General features: G+C 71.9%; 16 protein-coding genes and 4 pseudogenes. 11 read left to right on the top strand and 9 right to left on the bottom strand.

The window, feature by feature from the left end:
- Positions 1-81: 81 nt before the first annotated feature.
- Positions 82-1,017 (top strand): hypothetical protein, encoded by a 936-nt coding sequence (locus tag AB0A94_RS16175; protein WP_361744703.1) that lies wholly within the window; start codon positions 82-84, stop codon positions 1,015-1,017.
- Positions 1,018-1,033: 16 nt separating this feature from the next.
- On the opposite strand, the gene AB0A94_RS16170 is transcribed toward AB0A94_RS16175, so the two are convergent.
- Positions 1,034-2,071, bottom strand: coding sequence for a TerC family protein (locus AB0A94_RS16170; protein ID WP_361744701.1), 1,038 nt, complete (start codon positions 2,069-2,071; stop codon positions 1,034-1,036).
- A gap of 200 nt (positions 2,072-2,271) precedes the next feature.
- A complete protein-coding gene (locus tag AB0A94_RS16165; protein ID WP_361744700.1) occupies positions 2,272-2,754 on the bottom strand; it encodes a universal stress protein in 483 nt (160 codons plus the stop codon).
- A 226-nt stretch (positions 2,755-2,980) separates the two neighbouring features.
- Here AB0A94_RS16165 and AB0A94_RS16160 point away from each other — a divergent pair, with 226 nt between their 5' ends.
- Complete coding sequence (locus tag AB0A94_RS16160) at positions 2,981-3,319, top strand: helix-turn-helix domain-containing protein (protein WP_361744698.1); 339 nt, start codon at positions 2,981-2,983, stop codon at positions 3,317-3,319.
- A gap of 202 nt (positions 3,320-3,521) precedes the next feature.
- Positions 3,522-4,376: pseudogene (locus AB0A94_RS16155) on the top strand (pyridoxamine 5'-phosphate oxidase family protein); the annotation flags it as partial.
- A gap of 291 nt (positions 4,377-4,667) precedes the next feature.
- Here AB0A94_RS16155 and AB0A94_RS16150 read toward each other — a convergent pair.
- The 5 genes and pseudogenes from AB0A94_RS16150 to AB0A94_RS16130 all read right to left on the bottom strand — a co-directional run.
- Positions 4,668-4,868: pseudogene (locus tag AB0A94_RS16150) on the bottom strand (2-oxo acid dehydrogenase subunit E2); the annotation flags it as partial.
- Positions 4,868-5,047, bottom strand: a complete 180-nt coding sequence (locus tag AB0A94_RS16145; protein WP_361744978.1) for a hypothetical protein — start codon at positions 5,045-5,047, stop codon at positions 4,868-4,870. The gene AB0A94_RS16145 and the pseudogene AB0A94_RS16150, both read right to left, overlap by 1 nt.
- 167 nt (positions 5,048-5,214) lie before the next feature.
- Complete coding sequence (locus AB0A94_RS16140; RefSeq protein ID WP_361744696.1) at positions 5,215-6,243, bottom strand: alcohol dehydrogenase catalytic domain-containing protein; 1,029 nt, start codon at positions 6,241-6,243, stop codon at positions 5,215-5,217.
- A gap of 143 nt (positions 6,244-6,386) precedes the next feature.
- Positions 6,387-7,994, bottom strand: a complete 1,608-nt coding sequence (locus AB0A94_RS16135) for an FAD-dependent monooxygenase (protein ID WP_361744694.1) — start codon at positions 7,992-7,994, stop codon at positions 6,387-6,389.
- Positions 7,967-8,530 (bottom strand): hypothetical protein, encoded by a 564-nt coding sequence (locus tag AB0A94_RS16130; protein ID WP_361744693.1) that lies wholly within the window; start codon positions 8,528-8,530, stop codon positions 7,967-7,969. The genes AB0A94_RS16135 and AB0A94_RS16130 overlap by 28 nt, the downstream gene beginning before the upstream one ends.
- Before the next feature lie 126 nt (positions 8,531-8,656).
- Between AB0A94_RS16130 and AB0A94_RS16125 the strand changes: the two are divergent.
- The 5 genes and pseudogenes from AB0A94_RS16125 to AB0A94_RS16105 form a co-directional block, all read left to right on the top strand.
- Positions 8,657-9,292, top strand: a pseudogene (locus AB0A94_RS16125) (universal stress protein); the annotation flags it as partial.
- 228 nt (positions 9,293-9,520) lie between these two features.
- Entirely contained in the window at positions 9,521-10,057 is a 537-nt protein-coding gene (locus AB0A94_RS16120) for a hypothetical protein (RefSeq protein WP_361744691.1), read from the top strand.
- A gap of 39 nt (positions 10,058-10,096) precedes the next feature.
- Positions 10,097-11,497: a nicotinate phosphoribosyltransferase gene (locus AB0A94_RS16115; RefSeq protein ID WP_361744689.1), complete on the top strand. Its 1,401-nt coding sequence runs from the start codon at positions 10,097-10,099 to the stop codon at positions 11,495-11,497.
- A gap of 11 nt (positions 11,498-11,508) precedes the next feature.
- Entirely contained in the window at positions 11,509-11,796 is a 288-nt protein-coding gene (locus AB0A94_RS16110; RefSeq protein ID WP_361744687.1) for a DUF1876 domain-containing protein, read from the top strand.
- Positions 11,797-11,831: 35 nt separating this feature from the next.
- Positions 11,832-12,290, top strand: a complete 459-nt coding sequence (locus AB0A94_RS16105; RefSeq protein WP_361744686.1) for an Hsp20/alpha crystallin family protein — start codon at positions 11,832-11,834, stop codon at positions 12,288-12,290.
- Between the two features lie 114 nt (positions 12,291-12,404).
- Here the strand turns inward: AB0A94_RS16105 and AB0A94_RS16100 are convergent.
- A pseudogene (locus AB0A94_RS16100) lies at positions 12,405-12,503 on the bottom strand (inosine-5'-monophosphate dehydrogenase); the annotation flags it as partial.
- A 145-nt stretch (positions 12,504-12,648) separates the two neighbouring features.
- Between AB0A94_RS16100 and AB0A94_RS16095 the strand changes: the two are divergent.
- Together AB0A94_RS16095 and AB0A94_RS16090 are read left to right on the top strand one after the other, a co-directional pair.
- The gene (locus AB0A94_RS16095) at positions 12,649-13,572 is read left to right on the top strand and encodes a DUF1918 domain-containing protein (RefSeq protein WP_361744684.1); all 924 of its coding nucleotides are present in this window, start codon (positions 12,649-12,651) and stop codon (positions 13,570-13,572) included.
- Positions 13,573-13,678: 106 nt separating this feature from the next.
- Positions 13,679-14,602 (top strand): nitroreductase family protein, encoded by a 924-nt coding sequence (locus AB0A94_RS16090; RefSeq protein ID WP_361744976.1) that lies wholly within the window; start codon positions 13,679-13,681, stop codon positions 14,600-14,602.
- A 37-nt stretch (positions 14,603-14,639) separates the two neighbouring features.
- On the opposite strand, the gene AB0A94_RS16085 is transcribed toward AB0A94_RS16090, so the two are convergent.
- Complete coding sequence (locus AB0A94_RS16085; protein ID WP_361744683.1) at positions 14,640-15,317, bottom strand: CBS domain-containing protein; 678 nt, start codon at positions 15,315-15,317, stop codon at positions 14,640-14,642.
- A gap of 301 nt (positions 15,318-15,618) precedes the next feature.
- Between AB0A94_RS16085 and AB0A94_RS16080 the strand changes: the two genes are divergently transcribed.
- Positions 15,619-16,494 carry a universal stress protein gene (locus tag AB0A94_RS16080; protein WP_361744974.1) on the top strand — a complete coding sequence of 292 codons (876 nt, stop codon included), beginning with the start codon at positions 15,619-15,621 and terminating at the stop codon, positions 16,492-16,494.
- Positions 16,495-16,539: the final 45 nt, after the last annotated feature.

Genomic DNA, 16,539 nt, shown 5'->3' with positions numbered 1-16,539 from the left:
GGGCGAGACGATGCTGCCGACCTTGTAGGAGCAAGGCTGTCCGACTGCAAGAGGACGAGATAGCTGAGGACCCTCCGCAGCTTGAAGGCTGTGCTCAGAAGGCTCGGGATACCCTTCAGCCCTCCCTTCAGGGACTTCCGCAGCTTTCAGGGCTACTGGAGCCGTAATGACATGGGAGGAAGCTGGGCGGCACGCCGCGGGTATCTGAACGAGTTGTTCTCACCGATCTGGGCCTCGCTCGACGAATTGGATGCGGCAGGAGTCGAGGCGAGCGGGATCAGGGGTGTCGACGGGGGGCTCAAGAACATCGTCTTCGCATCCACCGGTCACAAGCCGGAGATCGTGATGAGCCACCTCATAGACGGTGCTGTCGAGATCGTCGAGCACGCGGACAGCTGCCTGGTCTACGACCGTCCGCTGACGGATGCCGGCCTCACCTGGGGTGATCTCGTTGATTGGTGGAGGGCGGAGACGGGCATGAACGGCGTGGCCGAGCGTGAGGTCGCCCGATCGCTCTACCAGAGGCTGCACGCGTCGCTCGCCTCTGAGGCGGAGAGGTTCGTGTTCTTCGCCTTCGCCAGCCGCTACGCCGATCCCGATGGCATGTCGCAACCTGCCCTGCTGCCCCAGGTCTACGTGCACTTCGATCCACTCACCCGGCGGCACCGCGAGATCCTCAGCAAACCGCGGCGGTTTGCGAGGGAGCGGATGGACTTCCTGCTTCTGCTGCCTGGAGGTGTGCGCATCGTGATCGAGGTCGACGGCAAGCATCACTACGCGCGGGAGGTCCCGAAGGGCTCGGGGTGCTGGGTGGCGGCGCCGGACCTCTATTCGGAGATGGTCGCGGAGGACCGTGCTCTTCGGCTCAAGGGCTACGAGGTATTCCGTTTCGGGGGCAAGGAGCTCCTCGAAGCGCGCCATGACCTCAGGTTCATCCGGCAGTTCTTCGCGGAGAGGGAAGCGCGCTTCTGGGCCGCCGGCAGAGGTGCGGGGCGGTGGCGAGCGGGAGGGCTGTGAGAGGACTTGAGGGCGGTCATGGCGCGTCCTCGTCGCCACGGTGGCGGGCGGCGGGTTGCTGCAGTGGGGCGGAGACGCTGCTCGGGGCGCCGGCCTTCGTGGTGTCCGGTGCGGTGCCGGTGTTCTGGCCGCGAGTGGCGATGAGGGACCAGACGATGGACACGGTGATCGTCACGGTGATGACGCCGAGGGTGAGGGGGATGGGCAGCTTGCCGACGGGAGTCTCGGACAGGATGAGCTTGACGCCCGCGAAGGCCAGCAGCACCGCGAGTCCGTAGTGGAGGTAGGCGAAGCGGCGCAGCAGTCCGGCCAGGCAGAAGTACAGGCTGCGCAGGCCGAGGACGGCGAAGGCGTTGGCGGTCCACACGATGAAGGTGTTCGTGGTGATGGCCAGGATCGCGGCGACGGAGTCGACGGCGAAGATCAGGTCGGTGGCCTCCACCGCGACCAGGGCCACGAACAGCAGCGTCGCCACCCGCCGGCCGTTGATCCTGGTGAAGAACCGGTCGCCGTGGAAGCGGGCATCGGTGGGGACGATCTTCTGGACCAGGCGGACCACGGGATTGCGGTCGGGGTGGACTTCCTCGTCCTTGGAGACCGCCATCTTGTAGCCGGTCCAGATCAGGAACGCGCCGAACAGGTAGGCGGTCCAGAAGAACAGCTGCAGCAGTTCGGCGCCGACGAAGATGAACACCAGCCGGGCGGCGAGGGCGCCGAGGACGCCCCAGAAGAGGACCTTGTGCTGGTAGGCGTCTGGGACGGCGAAGAAGGAGAAGACCAGCGCGAAGACGAAGACGTTGTCGATGGACAGGGCTTTTTCGATCAGGTAGCCGGCGTAGTAGGTGGAGGAGACCTCTCCGCCCTGCCACACGAGCAGCACCAGGCCGAAGGCGAGGCCGATGGCGATCCAGATCCCGCTCCAGACCGCGGCCTCCTTGAAGCCGATCACGTGGTTGTCACGGTGGGCGATCAGGTCGACGGCGAGCATGACGGCGATCACGAGGGTGACCGCGGCCCAGACCCACAGCGGGACGGTGAACGAAAGCTCATTCATGGTCGATCGGCTTCCTCGAGCGGGAGAGGGGAAGGAAGGGGCGGTCCCCGGACCCTGGCACGTACGGAGGGGAGCCGGGTCCGGGCCGCTGGTTCACCTGGGCGATCACCTCCCCGGTCTCGCGGGTGGTCGGCTGTGGGCGGTGCGGTGGCGCCGACGAGGGCCGGAAGGCGGTGCCCCGCACATCGGCGGGCAGCGCATCACGATGCCGTGCCCGATGCTGTAGGCCGGCCCATCGAGCCGGGGCGGCGCCGCAGAGTCGGGAACGGAGTCCAGGCCGTCGGCGCGACGGTGTGCACGAACGGGCCGCACCGCAGGGCGGAGGCCTCGGTCAGGACGTGGGCGTCCAGTCCGGCCGGTCCCCGGGCGGCGGCCACCAGCACCGAGGACAGGTGGCGGGCGGCGACGTCCAGTACCGCCCCCGCCGCCCGCAGTCGAGTGCCGCGCGGCGCGACGCGGTGGACGACGGGAATGTGGTCCAGGCCGGCCTGCCGCACCCGGGGCAGCACCCGGCCCATCACCACACGGGCCGCGTGCGTGTCCGCCTCGGCGGTGACGGATGAGCGGGCGTGCGCGGGCAGGACGGCGACGAGCAGCAGAGGCGCCCGACGCGGGACGGCCAGTCGCAGCGCGGTGTCGATGACGGCGATGTCCTGGACGGAGTCCGCCAGGAGAGCGGTCACCGGACGTGGCGGAGGAACCGGTGGGACCCGTTCGGCAGGGATCACGGGACGAGCCAAGGGCTGAAGGAACACAGCGGCCCCCTTCGGGAAGTGCGGGCGGTTTCGGGGGATGACTCAAGCGTCACTCGCCCACGACGAACCCGTCAAGAATTACGCGAATTTTTTTTCGTCAATCATTCTTCGCATATGTTTGATACGCGAATCCCGCTTCGTATGATGGGGATTCATGAGCGTGTCTTCCTCCCGTGGTGATCAGTGGACCTTTCTGACCAACCACGCCCGCGTCCTGCTGCAGATCGCCCGCGATCCCGAGACGCGGCTGCGTGACATCGCCACGGGCATCGGCATCACCGAACGTGCCGTCCAGCTCATCGTCGCCGACCTCGAGGCCGCCGGATACCTCACCCGTACCAGGGTGGGCCGCCGCAACCGCTACACCATCGACCCGACCGTGGCCCTGCGCCACCCCGCCGAGGCCGACCACCCCGTGGGCGACCTCCTCGGGGCTTTCCTCCACCGCGAGGAAAGCCCCGCGTCGTCCGAGCCGGAGTCCTCCCGCACGTGATGCCCGGCCCGCCGCGCTGATTCCGACGGGCAGGGGCAGCGACTCGGTGACGACGGCCCCCGGTGCCGGTCACGCGGACTTGAGCCCTCACGTGGGACGAAGAGCCTTCTCGTCCTGGCCGGGGAGCCTCGGCCACCTGGTGCGGGCGTCGCTCCGGCGTGATCCTGGAGTGGGATCGACACAGAGGAAAGGGGGCGCCGTCATGCACGCCCACCTTGGCGACCGGCTGATCGCCGAGAGCCCGGCCACCGGCGTCGTCCGGCGGGACGGGGAGATCGTCGGCCTCCATCACAACGACGGGACACCGCCGTACGACGTGCGCTGGTCGGACACGGGCGACGTCACGCTGGTCTTCCCCGGGCCGGACGCCCACCTCCACCACCTCGGTGCGGAACGGGAGGCACCGGACGCACCGGTGACGGGCGACGCGGCTGCCACCGGGGCCGCGGACACCGAAGCCGTCGCCGGCGGCCCCGGTGACATCGGGCGGAGGCTGGCGGCCGCACGCCGACGGAAGGGCCTCGGCCTGGAGGAGACCGCCCGCCGAGCCCGTATGTCACCGGCCTACCTCGACTACCTCGAGACGCACCCGTCCGACCCGGGCTTCGGGACCCTCGTCCGCCTGGCCGACGCACTGGGGACCACCCTCCTCGAACTGCAGGGAGGCGGCCGGGAACGGCCACCGGGGCAGAGGAGGGCGCTGCTCCACCCCCGCCTGAAGGATCTCGGGGAGCGGGAGTGCCGGGCCCTGCTGTCGACACACGGCGTGGGGCGGATCTCGCTGGCCACGCCGCACGGTCCTGCCGTGTTCCCCGTCAACTACGAGGTGGCCGACGGGGAGATCGCCTTCCGCACCGCGCCCGACGCCGCCCCCGCGACGGCGGCCGGCAGCGAGGTGGCCTTCGAGGTCGACCACGTCGACGAGGCCATGAGCCGGGGCTGGAGCGTCCTGGCGGTGGGCCGGGCCCGGGCCGTCACGGAACCCGGCGAGGCGCGCCGGCTCGACGAACGCGCCCAGACCGAACCCTGGGCCGGGGACCGGCGCACGCTGTGGGTGTGGACGACGGACCGCTCGCTGAGGACCTCCACACAGCTCAGGAAGACCAGCGAGTCCGTCCCGAGCACCTCGCGGAACACGTCGTCGGGCGCGAGGGCGGCCATGCCTGCGTCGGGGATCATGGAGGAGATGGCTTCCCTGACCAGGTCGAGTGCGTTGGTTCTGTTCATGTTCACGGATGGTCCAGTTTCTGCAGGAAACGGGCGACCGCAGCGAGGTAGCGGGACCCGACGGCCCGTCCCTCGCCCGGTGGTTCGCCGAGAGGGACGCCGTGGCCATGGGGCGGACGCCCAACAGGCCGTCGACGGCGCACGGCCGGTCGACCACGCGCCCGAAACCGATCAGGGCCACCTGCGACGGGTGGATCACGCCGAGGACCTTCTCCACGTCCTGATCCCCCAGGTCGGTGACCGTGATCGTGGCCCGGGACATCTCGGAACCGCGCAGCCCGCCTGTCCGGGTCCGAGTGACCAGGTCCTTCGGGGCGCTCATCAGCCAGGGAAGTGCCAAGGCATCGGAGTGGTGCAGCGTGGGGGTGACGAGTCCTTCGCCGGATAGGGGGCCACGGCCATGCCGAGGTGGATATCCTCGCCGGCCGCGAAGTGGTCGTCGGTCCAGAAGCCGTTGAACTCGGGTACCTCCCGGGCCGCTAGGGCCGCCGCCTTGAGCAGCAGGACCGCAGGGAGCAGCCAATCGAGTGGGCGCGGCAGCGATAGGTGCGCAACTCCAGGAGGGCTTCCCAGTGCATGGGCGCTCCTCCCGGCACTGTCCCCTGATCTTCAGAGTCACCGAGCCCGGCTCCGGACGCATCTCCGGACTTCTGTGGGCCGAGGGCCCTTCACTCACGGCGCAGTGCGACCTTGAGCGCGCCGGACGTCGTGCCGTGGGAGAACAGCTCGTAGGCGTCCAGCACCCGGTCGAGGCCGAAGGTGTGGGTGACCAGCGGGGACACGCGCAGGCGCCCGAACCTCAACAGCCCCAGCAACCAGGGTGTGGAGGATGTGTCTACCTGGCCGGTGCTGATCGTCACGTTCTTGCGCCACAGGGACTCGAGGTGCAGCGTGGCGGGTTTGCCAGGCGTGCCGATGACGGCGATGTGCCCTCCCGTGCGGACGGCGCGTGTGCACAGGACGAAGCCCTCCGGTTCGCCCGACGCCTCGACGACCACGTCGGCGCCGGGCCCGTCGTACAGCTCGGCGATCATCCTCCCAGGCACCTCGGCGGCGTCGGCGCCCATGCGGACGGCGGCCTCCAGCCGGGCGGCCGACAGGTCCACCGCGATGACCCGGCGGGGTGAGTAGAGCCGCGCGATCGCCACCGTGGCGAGGCCGACCGGACCGGCGCCCACCACGACGACGGTGTCCCCCGGGCCCACCTCTCCGTTCCGCACGCCGACTTCGTAGGCGGTGGGGAGCACTTCGGTGAGCAGGACCGCGTCGTCGAGCGGCAGGGCGGGGGGCAGGCGGTGGGTGGAGTGGTCGGCGGAGGGCACCCGCACGAACTCCGCCTGGGTCCCGTCGATCAGATTCCCCAGGATCCATCCACCGCCCCCGCAGCACTGCCCGAACATGCGGTCGTGGCACGGCCGGCAGCGGCCGCAGGCCGAGACGGACGAGACGATCACCTGGTTCCCGGGGCGCAGATGGTGGACGTCCCGGCCGACCTCGACCACCTCGCCGACCGCCTCGTGGCCGAGGACCGTCCCCGCCTTCACCTCGGGCAGGTCCCCGCGCAGGATGTGCAGGTCGGTGCCGCAGACGGTCGCGGTTCCGACGCGCACGACGGCGTCGGCGGGATCCTCGATCGCCGGATCCGTGACGGTGTCCCAGGAGATCCGTCCGGGACCGTGGTAGACGAGGGCTCGCATGGTCACCCACTCCCTGGCGGCTCGGCCGGCTCCCTCCACCGTCGCCCCGGGCCGACGCCCGGGCAACCGGGGCCCTCATGCCGTCTGCTCCGCAGGGCAGTCGGACCCCTGTGACCGGGAGGAGAGGCTCCGTCGTCCGGTGCTCATGGCCGGACGGGCGGGAACGGTGCCGCACCGATCAGGGAGAGCCAGCCGGTCAGCCCGGCTGGGTCGGCGGCCCCGCAGCGGAAGCCGACGTGCCCGTCCGGGCGGACGGCCACCAGACCACGGCCGGGGCTGTTCCACAGCCGCAGGACGGTCACCCGAGGGTCGGCCGTGTCCGGCGGTGGAGCGGCGTCGCGTTGCAGCAGCAGGTGCACACCCGGGCGGGCCAGCAGTCCGTGCAGCCGCTGGGCAGGTCCTCCGACGCTGACGGCCGCGTCGGGCAGGCGGTCTCCCGGGCGAGGAGCCCCCCTCAGGGGCGGTGTTCCCTCCACCGACAGGGGACTGTGCCGGTAATTCACGCGCAGTTGGGAGATGACACGGACGGCCTCGGCGACCAGTCGTCGCCGGCCGAGGAGCACGGGAACGGCGGGAGCCGCGCGCGGAACGGCCACCGCGCGCAGCCACGAGGGGAGCCGGCCCGTCGACGCCTCCGCCCAGAACGCGGTGTGCGTCAGGAGCAGCCGTCGATGGGCAGCCGCTCTGCGCTCCCTGTCGTAGGAGTCGAGCAGCACTTCGGCATCGAACCCGTTTGCGAACCCGCCCCCGGATCCACTCGCCGCGAAGCCGAGCTTCCAGCCGAGGTTCACCGCGTCCTGGATACCGGCGTTCATGCCCTGGCCGGTGGCCGGCGAGTAGTTGTGGGCCGCGTCCCCCGCGAGGAAGAGCCGCCCCCGGCGAAACCGCCGAGCGAGGCCGCACTGCAGCGGAACCCGCGCCGACCAGGCGAGACGCTCGATTCGCGCTGTCATCCCGGTGTCGTTCAGGAGGCGTTGGAGCTCGGCTTCCGGGACGGCGGGGCCGGGCTGGCCGAAGTCCTGTCCGGCCCCGCCGGCGGACGCCCGTGTGGCCAGCAGCCGCCAGGTGGCCTGCTCCCCGAGCGGGAAGAGGAACAGAAGCCCTCGGCGTCCCGCGAACACCTGGGCGTCGGCACCAGGGGGCATGCCGCCGAGGTCCAGGTCGGCGAGGACCACCTCTTCGGCGTAGGGCCTGTCGTGCCACCCGATGTCGGCACAGGCCCGCACGGCACTGGCCGGGCCGTCGCAGCCGACGACGAAGGGGCAGCGGGTCTCCTCGACGCCGTGCCGCGAGCGCAGCACGGCACGCGCGCCATCCCCGTCGTCGCGGGCGGTGAGCAGTTCGGTGCCCCGTTCGACCGTCACCCCGCGGCCGGCGAGCGCCCGCGCCAGCACCGTCTCGACGTCCGTCTGCCGCACGAGGGACAGATGGGGGAACGCCGTGTCGGGCAGCGCGAGGTCCGCGAGGCCGGTTTCGACGACGCGGGAGCCGAGGTGCAGGTGGACCCTCGGGGCGGTGTCCGCCGGCTCCAGCAGGGCGTCCGTGACACCGAGCGGTCGCAGGACCTCCAGGGTCCGTGGATGCAGGATGAGCGCACGGGAGGGCCGGAACGGCTCGGGACGCCGCTCGACGACCCGGACCCGTGCTCCGTGGGCGTGGGCCTGCAGGGCCAGGATGAGGCCGGTCGTACCGGCCCCGACGACCAGGACGTCCATCGCCGTGGTCACGTCCCGGCCGCTGTGCGCCACCACGCGGAGGCCTCTGGCTCCGGGGCCTCGACGAGTCGGGGGTCCGCGATCACGTCGTCGCGGCGCAGCCCCGGCACGACGGCGTACCGGATCGAACCGGGCACGCTGACCAGCGCGAGAACCCGCCACAAGGAGCGCGCGTAGTGCTCGGCGCGCCGCGGGCCGTCCCACTCGTACACGCCGCGGTAGCGGTCGCGCTCGTCGTGGGCCAGCCACAACTTCGAGGTGAAACCGGGGAATCCGACGAACAGGGGGGTGTTCAGGAGGCTTTCGCGGCGGAACAGCGCGTGCGCGGGTCCGCGCACCAGGCGCAGCCGGAAGGTGACCACCAGCGTGCACGGGTCCTTCGCCAGGCCGCTGCCGAGGCGGGTCTCCCGATAGACCCGGGCCCCGGTGCCGTCGGCGAAGCCCAGTCGCACGCCCACATGCTCCTTCGGCAGACGGATCCGGTGCCGCGAGAGCAGCGCGAAGGTAGTGAGGAAGCACGCGGCCACGGCCCGCCACGCCTCGCCGGGGGCGAGTGGTCCCTGTTCACCCATGATGGCCTCCTCCGAAGAGCCGTGACGGGCATACGCTGCCGGGCGCCGCCACGTCGGCCGGGCCGGAGTTCCCCGTACACCCCACCATGGGGCAATGCGCCGCGCCCCGCGAGGCCTGGTGGCGCGGTCCGTCTGTCGAACGAGGTGCTGCACGAGGACGCGACCGCCGCCTTGCTCGGCAGAGGGCGCAACGCCTTCGCACTGGTGCTGGGAGCCAGAGGGTTCGGAGACCTTGCCGGAATGCTCCTGGGATCGGTCAGCCTCGCCGTGGCGGCGCGAGCGGACTGCCCGGTCGTCGTGGTGCGCGGTGCGGCGGAGCACCGCTATGCCCGCTTCGGGAGTGTCGTCGTCGGTGTCGAGGAGGGAGAGGGCAGCGGCACGGCCGTACGGTTCGCCTTCCGTGAGGCCCATGTGCGGCACTGCCGACTGGTGGCGGTGCACGCCTGGAGCGCACCGCTCGATGCTTCCGACTCACCACGAGCCCTGCTCTCGTACACCCCGGAGACCCGCCGGTGCCCGCCGGCGCGGGTGCTCGACGACATCCTGCGCGGCGCGTCGGAGCGGTACCGCGACGCCCCGGTGAACCGGCGGGTGATCGAGGGGCCGGCGCGCCACGCCCTGCTGGAGGCGGCATCGGAGGCGGACCTGCTGGTCGTTGGCGCCCGCAGACGTCAAGGACACCTGGGTCTGCAAATCGGATTGGTCAACCATGCGGTACTGCACCACGCGCCGTGTCCGGTCGCGGTCGTTCCCTGGATATGACCGGACGGGCGGAGACGGACCACGTCGTCGGCCGGTCCCTGTGGACCCGGAAGCCGTCTCCCACAGGGACTTTCGGCCCTGTGACCGGAGCCCGCGCCGTCCCATGATGGGACCAGGACGGTGGGGGGAACGGACCAGCGACCTGCTGGAGGCCGAGTCATGAGTGCAGGGAATCCGCCGCACGCGTCCGGTCCGCCGCCACCGCGTCGGGAGCGCGCCCCGAAGAGGGTGAACCCTCTGCGACGTCCGTCCGACAGGTTCGAGTCCTGGTTCCGCGGCTTCCTGATGCTCGTCCTCGTCCTCGGTCTGCCGGTGGCCGCGCTCGGTGCGGGGCTGACGGCGTACGAGTCGTCGATGCGCACCGTGCGGGCGCAGTCGGCCGAGCGGCACCAGGTCGACGTCCGGGTGACGTCGATCACCGAGGAGGTCGGCGAGAACGCGAAACAGCAGGCGCGGGTCCGCTGGACCGACGACGACGGAACGGCGCGGACGGGAACCACCCTCGTGTCGCCGGACACGCCCGAGGGCACCACCGTGCGGGTGTGGGTGGCCGGCGAGGGGGCCGTCACCAGCCCGCCGATGACCGAGAACCAGGCCGTGACCACCGGCTGGTTCGCGGGCGGTGCGGCGGCGGTCGGCGTGGCGTCCGGGGTCTTCGCGGCGCGGGTGGGCGTGCGCCACGCGCTGGACCGGAGGAGGTACGCGCAGTGGGACGCCGAGTGGGACCGGGTGGAGCCCCTGTGGGCCGGCCGGTTCCGCCGGTGACGTGGGGACGGGCCGGACAGGACCGAGGAGGCGACGTCGATGTCCGACGCGACGACCACCGACCTGTACGAGGTGACGATGGCCATGTCCTACCTCCGGGAGGGCATGACCGGCCCCGCGACGTTCAGCCTCTTCGTCCGCGACCTGCCCGCCGAGCGCGGCTTCCTGGTCGCGGCGGGGCTGGAGTCGGCCCTGGACCACCTGTCCGGCCTGCACGTCGGCCCGGAGGACGTCGACGCCTTCGCGTCCGCGCTGCACCGCCCACCGCGTGACCTGCGCCCCCTGCTCGGCCTGGAGTTCACCGGCGACGTGCGGGCGGTTCCGGAGGGACGGATCGTCCTGGCGGGAGAGCCCCTGCTGGAGGTGACCGCGCCTCTGCCGCAGGCACAGCTGGCCGAAACGTACGTACTCAACCAGCTCAGCCACCAGACCGCCGTCGCCTCGAAGGCCGCACGGTGCGTCCTCGCGGCGGCAGGCCGTCCGGTCGTGGACTTCTCCCTGCGCCGCACCCACGGCCCGCAGGCCGGGTTCCAGGCCGCTCGCCTCGGCGCGATGACCGGCTTCGCCGGAACCAGCAACGTGGCCGCCGCCACCGCCCTGGGCCTGACCGCCGTCGGCACGATGGCCCACTCCTTCGTCGAGGCGTTCGCCACGGAGGAGGACGCCTTCCGCGCTTTCGCGCGGTCCCACCCGGGACCGGTGACCCTGCTGGTGGACACCTACGACACCGAGGAGGGCGTACGCGTCGCGTCGCGCGTGCTGCGGGAGCTCGACCACGCGGCCCGCGGGCCCGGCTCGGCGGTACGCCTGGACAGCGGCGACCTCGGAGCCCTGGCGGTACGGGCACGCTCCCTCCTCGACGACGCGGGCCTGCCCGACGTACGGATCATCGCGAGCGGCGGTCTCGACGAGTACGCGGTGGACGAACTGGTCCGCTCCGGGGCGCCGATCGACACGTACGCCGTCGGCACCCGCGTCGGCGTCTCGGCCGACGCGCCGTACCTGGACTCGGCCTACAAGCTGGTGGAGTACGACGGCCGGCCGGTGATGAAGCTGTCGTCGGCGAAAGTGACGGCACCCGGCCCCAAGCAGGTGTTCCGCCGCCCCGGCTGCGTCGATGTGATCGCTCTGGCCGACGAGCAGCCCCCTGACGGTGGCATGCCGTTGCTGGAGACGGTGATGCGGGGCGGGCGGCGCACCGGCGCCAGGCCCACGCTCGACGAGTGCCGGGAGAGGTTCACGGCAGACCTGGACGGCCTGCCGCCGGCCGCCCGCCGGATCCGGGCGCCGGTCGCTCCCCGGGCGACGGCCTCCGAGCGGTTGGGCGCACTCGCCGCCCGCGTCCGGCGCCGCATCGAGCAACGGACGACGGAGGCCTCCGCCCGGTCCCGGGTCGCGGAACGAACCGTGTCGGGACCGCACGGGTCCGTACCGAGGTGAGGAGGAAAGCGATGCCGCACACGACGGAGTGGAGAGTTCGACTCGACCTCTTCGAGGACGACGACGGAACCACGAAGGCGCACGTGGTGCTGGACACCGGCACCACGGAGCTCACCGGTCAGGGGACCGCGCACTGTCATCCGGCGGACGCGAACGTGCCGGAGATCGGCGACGAACTGGCGGCGGGGCGGGCCCTGCAGAACATCGCCCGGCGGCTGCTGAACACCGCCGAGCGCGACATCGAGGGCATGGGGGTGCCGCGGCCCGGCCCCCGACAGGTCACCGGATGGCTCACGTGACCGACGGCCGACACGACAAGGCAGGAGAATCAGCCATGACACATCCCGTACGACACGGCAGGGGTGGGCTCTCGGCGACCCTGCACGAGCTGGACGATCTTCGTACCCGGATGGACCAGCTCATGCACGCCGTCTTCCCCATCGGCGGCTATCCCGAATCCGGCACGGGCGAGCCGTGGGCACCGCTGGCCGACGTCGTGGACACCGAGGACGCCTACCTGGTGGAACTGGAGCTTCCCGGCGTGGACAAGGACCAGATCACCGTCGAGGTCGCCGAGGGCGAACTCGACATCCACGGTGAGATCAAGGAGAAGGAACACACCGGGGTGGTCCGAAGGCACACCCGCCGCATGGGGCGGTTCGACTACCGCACGACCCTGCCGCCGAACTCCGACACCGAGCACGTCAGCGCGGACCTGACGAGCGGAGTCCTCACGGTGCGCGTCCCGAAGACCGAGACGGGGAAGGCACACCGCATCGAGATCACCGGCTGAGCCGGGGCGGCGCCGTCCGCCGGACCGCCTACCGGGTCCGGCGGACGCGTGCCGTTCCCCCGGCGGGGCCGCGGCCCCGGGTGTCTCCCGGACGCCTGCGCCGACCGCCCCAACGTCCACCACGGGCACGGCGGTGACGTCGTTCTCCTCCAGCAGCCTGATGGTCTCCTTGAACGGCAGATCACGCCGTGCCTCGACGGCGTCCCGGGTCATGAGTTCCGCGACCGTCCGGGTGGTGGCCGTCCGGCATCCGGTCGGCCCGGCCCGTTCCCGCGGATGCGGGCCGGTCGTGCCGTGCGGCGGTGTGCCGCGCGTGGCACGTTGGATACAGGACCATTCTGAGGAGAGGGCGGCGATCATGCGAGCTCACCTCGGCGACCAGCTCGTCGTCGAAAGCCCGGCGACCGGCGTCACCAGGCGCGACGGCGAGATCGTCGGACTCCACCACGAGGACGGAACACCCCCCTATGACGTGCGCTGGTCGGACACGGACGACGTGACGCTCGTGTTCCCGGGACCCGACGCGCACATCCGGCACGTGAAGCACGGGCAGCCCGGAACCCCCCGCGGGTCCTCCCAGCCCGGCACAGGTGGGGCGCAGGCCTTGTCCGAGGCCGCTCCGCCGCCCGGGACGCCCAACCCCGGCGACATCGGCCGGCGCGTGGCCGTCGAACGCCACAGGCACGGGCTCAGCCGGGAGGAGACGGCCCGCCGGGCCCGCATCTCGCCGGCCTACCTGGCGTACCTGGAGGAGCAGCCGGCCGACCCGACGATGGCGACCCTCGTCAGCCTGGCCGCCGCGCTGGACACCACCGTCACGGCCCTGCGCGGGGCGGGCGTCCACCTGCCGCCCGGTCAGGGCCACGCACTGCTGCATCCACAGTTGCGGGACCTCGGCCCGGAGGAATGCCGCCGCCTGCTGTCCACGCACGGTGTGGGACGCGTCGCAGTGTCGACGTCCGACGGCCGTCCCGCGGTCGTCCCGGTCAACTACGAGATCGTGGAGGACGGGATCGTCTTCCGGACCGCGCCCGAATCCGTGCCCGCGGCGGCTGTCGGAACGGAGGTCGCCTTCGAGGTCGACCACGTGGACGAGGCGATGAGCCGGGGCTGGAGCGTGCTCGCGGTCGGCCCCGCGAGCGTCGTCACGGAGCCCGACACCGTGCGTGGGCTCGTCCGGCGTGCGCACACCGAGCCATGGCCGGGCGGCGCACGCGACATGTGGGTGTCGATCCGGCCCACGCGTCTGACGGGCCGGCGCATCACTCCGGCCGACCAGTAGGTGCCCGAAGGGCGCCGGTCCGAGAGGGGAAGCTCCGGTGAGCCGACGAGCACCGGCCGACGAGCAGGTGACGGCCCTGGTCCGAGCCGCCGCCGCGGCCCCTTCCATGCACAACGCACAGCCCTGGCTCTTCCGCTACTTCCGGCGCAGCCGTACGTTCGAGATCCGCGCCGACCTCGAGCGCACCATGCCGCACTCCGACCCCGACACCCGCGGCCTGCACATCGGCTGCGGTGCCGCCCTGCTGAACCTGAGGGTCGCCGTGGTCCACGAGGGCTGGTACCCGGAAACCCTCCTGCTGCCCGACCCCACCGACCCGGCGCTGGTCGCGACCGTGCGGCTGACCGGTCCTACGACCGACGGGAACGACCTCGGCGCGCTGTACCCGGCGATCCACCGGCGTCACAGCAGCCGTTACCCGTTCGAGGAGAAGGAGATCCCCGGCCCCGTGCGGGAGGCCCTCGGCGCGGCCGCCCGCGCCGAGGGAGCAACGCTGACCTTCCCCACCCCGTGGCACCTGCAGGAGGTGCTGGAACTGGTCCAGGACGCCGAGGCACGCAACATCACCGACCCCGGCAGCGACCAGGACCTGGCGCGGTGGACGCGTACCGACGCCCCGTCGGCGGGCAGCGCCGACGACGGAGTCCCGCACTACGCCTTCGGCCCGCGCAAGGGCGGGGGCAAAGCCCCCATGCGCGACTTCGCGGCCTCCCGGAGGGTGGCGGGCCGTGATGTCGCCGACTTCGAGCGCACCCCTCAGCTGGCCCTCCTCAGCACGAGCCACGACCACCCGGAGGACTGGCTCCGCGCGGGCCAGGCCATAGAACGCGTCCTGCTGCTGGCCACCCTCGAGGGCCTGTCCAGTTCCTTCGCCGCTCAGCCCCTCGAATGGACCGACCTGCGCTGGCCGCTGCGCGACCCGGTGTCGGGGACGGGCTGCACCCAGATGCTCCTGCGTCTGGGGTACGGCCCGAAAGGACCCGGCACACCGCGCCGCCCGGTGTCGGACGTACTCGACATCCAGCCCTGAGGGGACCCAGCGGCTCGGCGGTCGGCCTCGCGCACGGTCACCGGGCTGTTCCGGTCCCGTCCCGGCCCGCCGATTCGCCGGTGAGCTGCGGCTCGACGTCCACGACGCCCTCCACGGCGCGCGCGAGACGTACGGCGACCGAGATGAGCGAGGTGTCGTGGATGTGCCCGCGGAGGGTGACGACCCCCTCGTGGACGTTCACGTGGATGGTGTGGCTGATGGCGGGGAAGAGGTAGGACACCACGGTGCGGCGGACCTCCTCCTCGATCTCCTCGTCCGGCCGCAGGAAGACCTTCAGCAGGTCGGCGCGGCTCACCATGCCCTGGAGCATGCCGATGTCGTCGACCACGGGCAGCCGCTTGACGTGCCGGACGGCCATGATCCTGGCCGCCTGTGCCAGGGTGGCGTCGGGGTGGACCGTGATTGCGGGGGTGCTCATGAGCTCCTCCGCCGTCACCGCCCCGGCCTTGGCGACGTCGGACAGGCGCCGGCGCTGCTCGAAGAGGCTCGGGTCGCTGTCGCGGAACTCCTCCTTGGGCAGCAGGTCGGCCTCGGAGACGACGCCGACGACACGCCCCTCTCCCTCCAGGACCGGCATCGCGCTGACCTCCCACTGCTCCATGGTCTGCACGATCTCCTTGAAGGGCGCGTCGCGTCCGACGGCCACGACCGTCCGGGTCATCACATCGCTGACGATGTGCGGGGTCTCAGGCACCGCGATCCTCCTCGTCTCGCCTCGTGGTGACGGGGAGGGAGCAGCCAGGCCCGGCCCGGCGGTTCCCCGGCACCGATGGTCTCGATGACCTCCGCGCGGCGGCCGTGCCGGCGATGCGAGGGAGGGGACCTCGCCCTTCCTCCGGCCGTATGACTCCACGATCGTCGCAAATCGGCGCAGTGCAACCCGGGCCGAGGCCCCCGTCCGCGAGCCGGTCCATGTGTCGCGACGGAACCCGTGCGGTGCGACGGTATGGACAGGGACTTCGAGGCAGCGGCAGGGCAGGAAGGCGGTGGTGAGCGTGGAGCTCCCGCTGCTCGTGGGTGTCGACGGATCGGATTCCAGCCTGGAGGCCGTGGACTGGGCGGTGGACGAGGCTGCGCGCCTCGGGCTGTCCCTGCGGCTCGTCCACGCCTCTCTGTGGGAGCGGTACGAGGGGGGTCTCCCGTCCTTCGGGACCGGCCGTCCGGCCGAAGAGGTCATGGCCGAGCACATCGCCGCGTCCTGCGCGGAACGCGCCCGGCTGCGCGACCCGGAGGTGAAGGTGTCGAGTGACGTGCTGCCCGACGACGCCGTGTCCGCGCTCCTGCACGCGGCTCATGAGTCCTCCGCCCTGGTCACGGGATCCCGCGGCCGCGGGAGGATCGCGGGGATGCTGCTGGGGTCGGTGAGCCTCACGGTGGCCGGTCGTGCCGTGTGCCCGGTGGTCGTGGTGCGCGGCGGGGAGCGGAACCGGCAGGGCTCCTTCGGCCGGGTGGTGGTCGGCCTCGGCGACTCCGCGGAAGGCTCGGCCGCCGTGCGGTTCGCCTTCCGCGAGGCGCAGGCGCGCGGCTGCGCCCTGCACGCCGTACGGGCCTGGCGCCGCCCCGCCCACGAACACGTGGACCACCCCCTGATCGCGGACGATGCCGCCGGTGCCGAGGAGGAGCGCGCCTCCGCCCTCCTCACCGACGTGCTGCGCGACGCCGGACGGAATCACCCGCAGGTCGAAGTACGTCGTCAGGCGGTCGAAGGTCCCGCCCACATGGCCCTCCTGGACGCTTCCTCCAGTGCCGACCTGGTGGTCGTGGGGGCACGCAGGCGCCACGGCCACGTCGGTCTGCAGCTCGGCAGGGTGGCCCACGCCCTGCTGCACCACGCCGAGTGCCCGGTGGCCGTCGTCCCCCAACGGACCTGATCCGGACGTGCCTCCCGTGCTCCTGCGCATGTGGTGAGGGGAGAA

Source organism: Streptomyces sp. NPDC044984 (assembly GCF_040646935.1).
Taxonomy (GTDB): domain Bacteria; phylum Actinomycetota; class Actinomycetes; order Streptomycetales; family Streptomycetaceae; genus Streptomyces.
Note: the sequence above shows the minus strand (reverse complement) of the source record. Positions and strands in the feature narration are given on the sequence as shown.

What these genes read in the sequence shown, in the direction of transcription:
- AB0A94_RS16170 (WP_361744701.1), bottom strand. Translation starts at nt 2,071, where the DNA reads ATGAATGAGCTTTCGTTCACCGTCCCGCTGTGGGTCTGGGCCGCGGTC.
- AB0A94_RS16160 (WP_361744698.1), top strand. Translation starts at nt 2,981, where the DNA reads ATGAGCGTGTCTTCCTCCCGTGGTGATCAGTGGACCTTTCTGACCAAC.
- AB0A94_RS16140 (WP_361744696.1), bottom strand. Translation starts at nt 6,243, where the DNA reads ATGCGAGCCCTCGTCTACCACGGTCCCGGACGGATCTCCTGGGACACC.
- AB0A94_RS16130 (WP_361744693.1), bottom strand. Translation starts at nt 8,530, where the DNA reads ATGGGTGAACAGGGACCACTCGCCCCCGGCGAGGCGTGGCGGGCCGTG.
- AB0A94_RS16115 (WP_361744689.1), top strand. Translation starts at nt 10,097, where the DNA reads ATGTCCGACGCGACGACCACCGACCTGTACGAGGTGACGATGGCCATG.
- AB0A94_RS16110 (WP_361744687.1), top strand. Translation starts at nt 11,509, where the DNA reads ATGCCGCACACGACGGAGTGGAGAGTTCGACTCGACCTCTTCGAGGAC.
- AB0A94_RS16105 (WP_361744686.1), top strand. Translation starts at nt 11,832, where the DNA reads ATGACACATCCCGTACGACACGGCAGGGGTGGGCTCTCGGCGACCCTG.
- AB0A94_RS16095 (WP_361744684.1), top strand. Translation starts at nt 12,649, where the DNA reads ATGCGAGCTCACCTCGGCGACCAGCTCGTCGTCGAAAGCCCGGCGACC.
- AB0A94_RS16090 (WP_361744976.1), top strand. Translation starts at nt 13,679, where the DNA reads ATGCACAACGCACAGCCCTGGCTCTTCCGCTACTTCCGGCGCAGCCGT.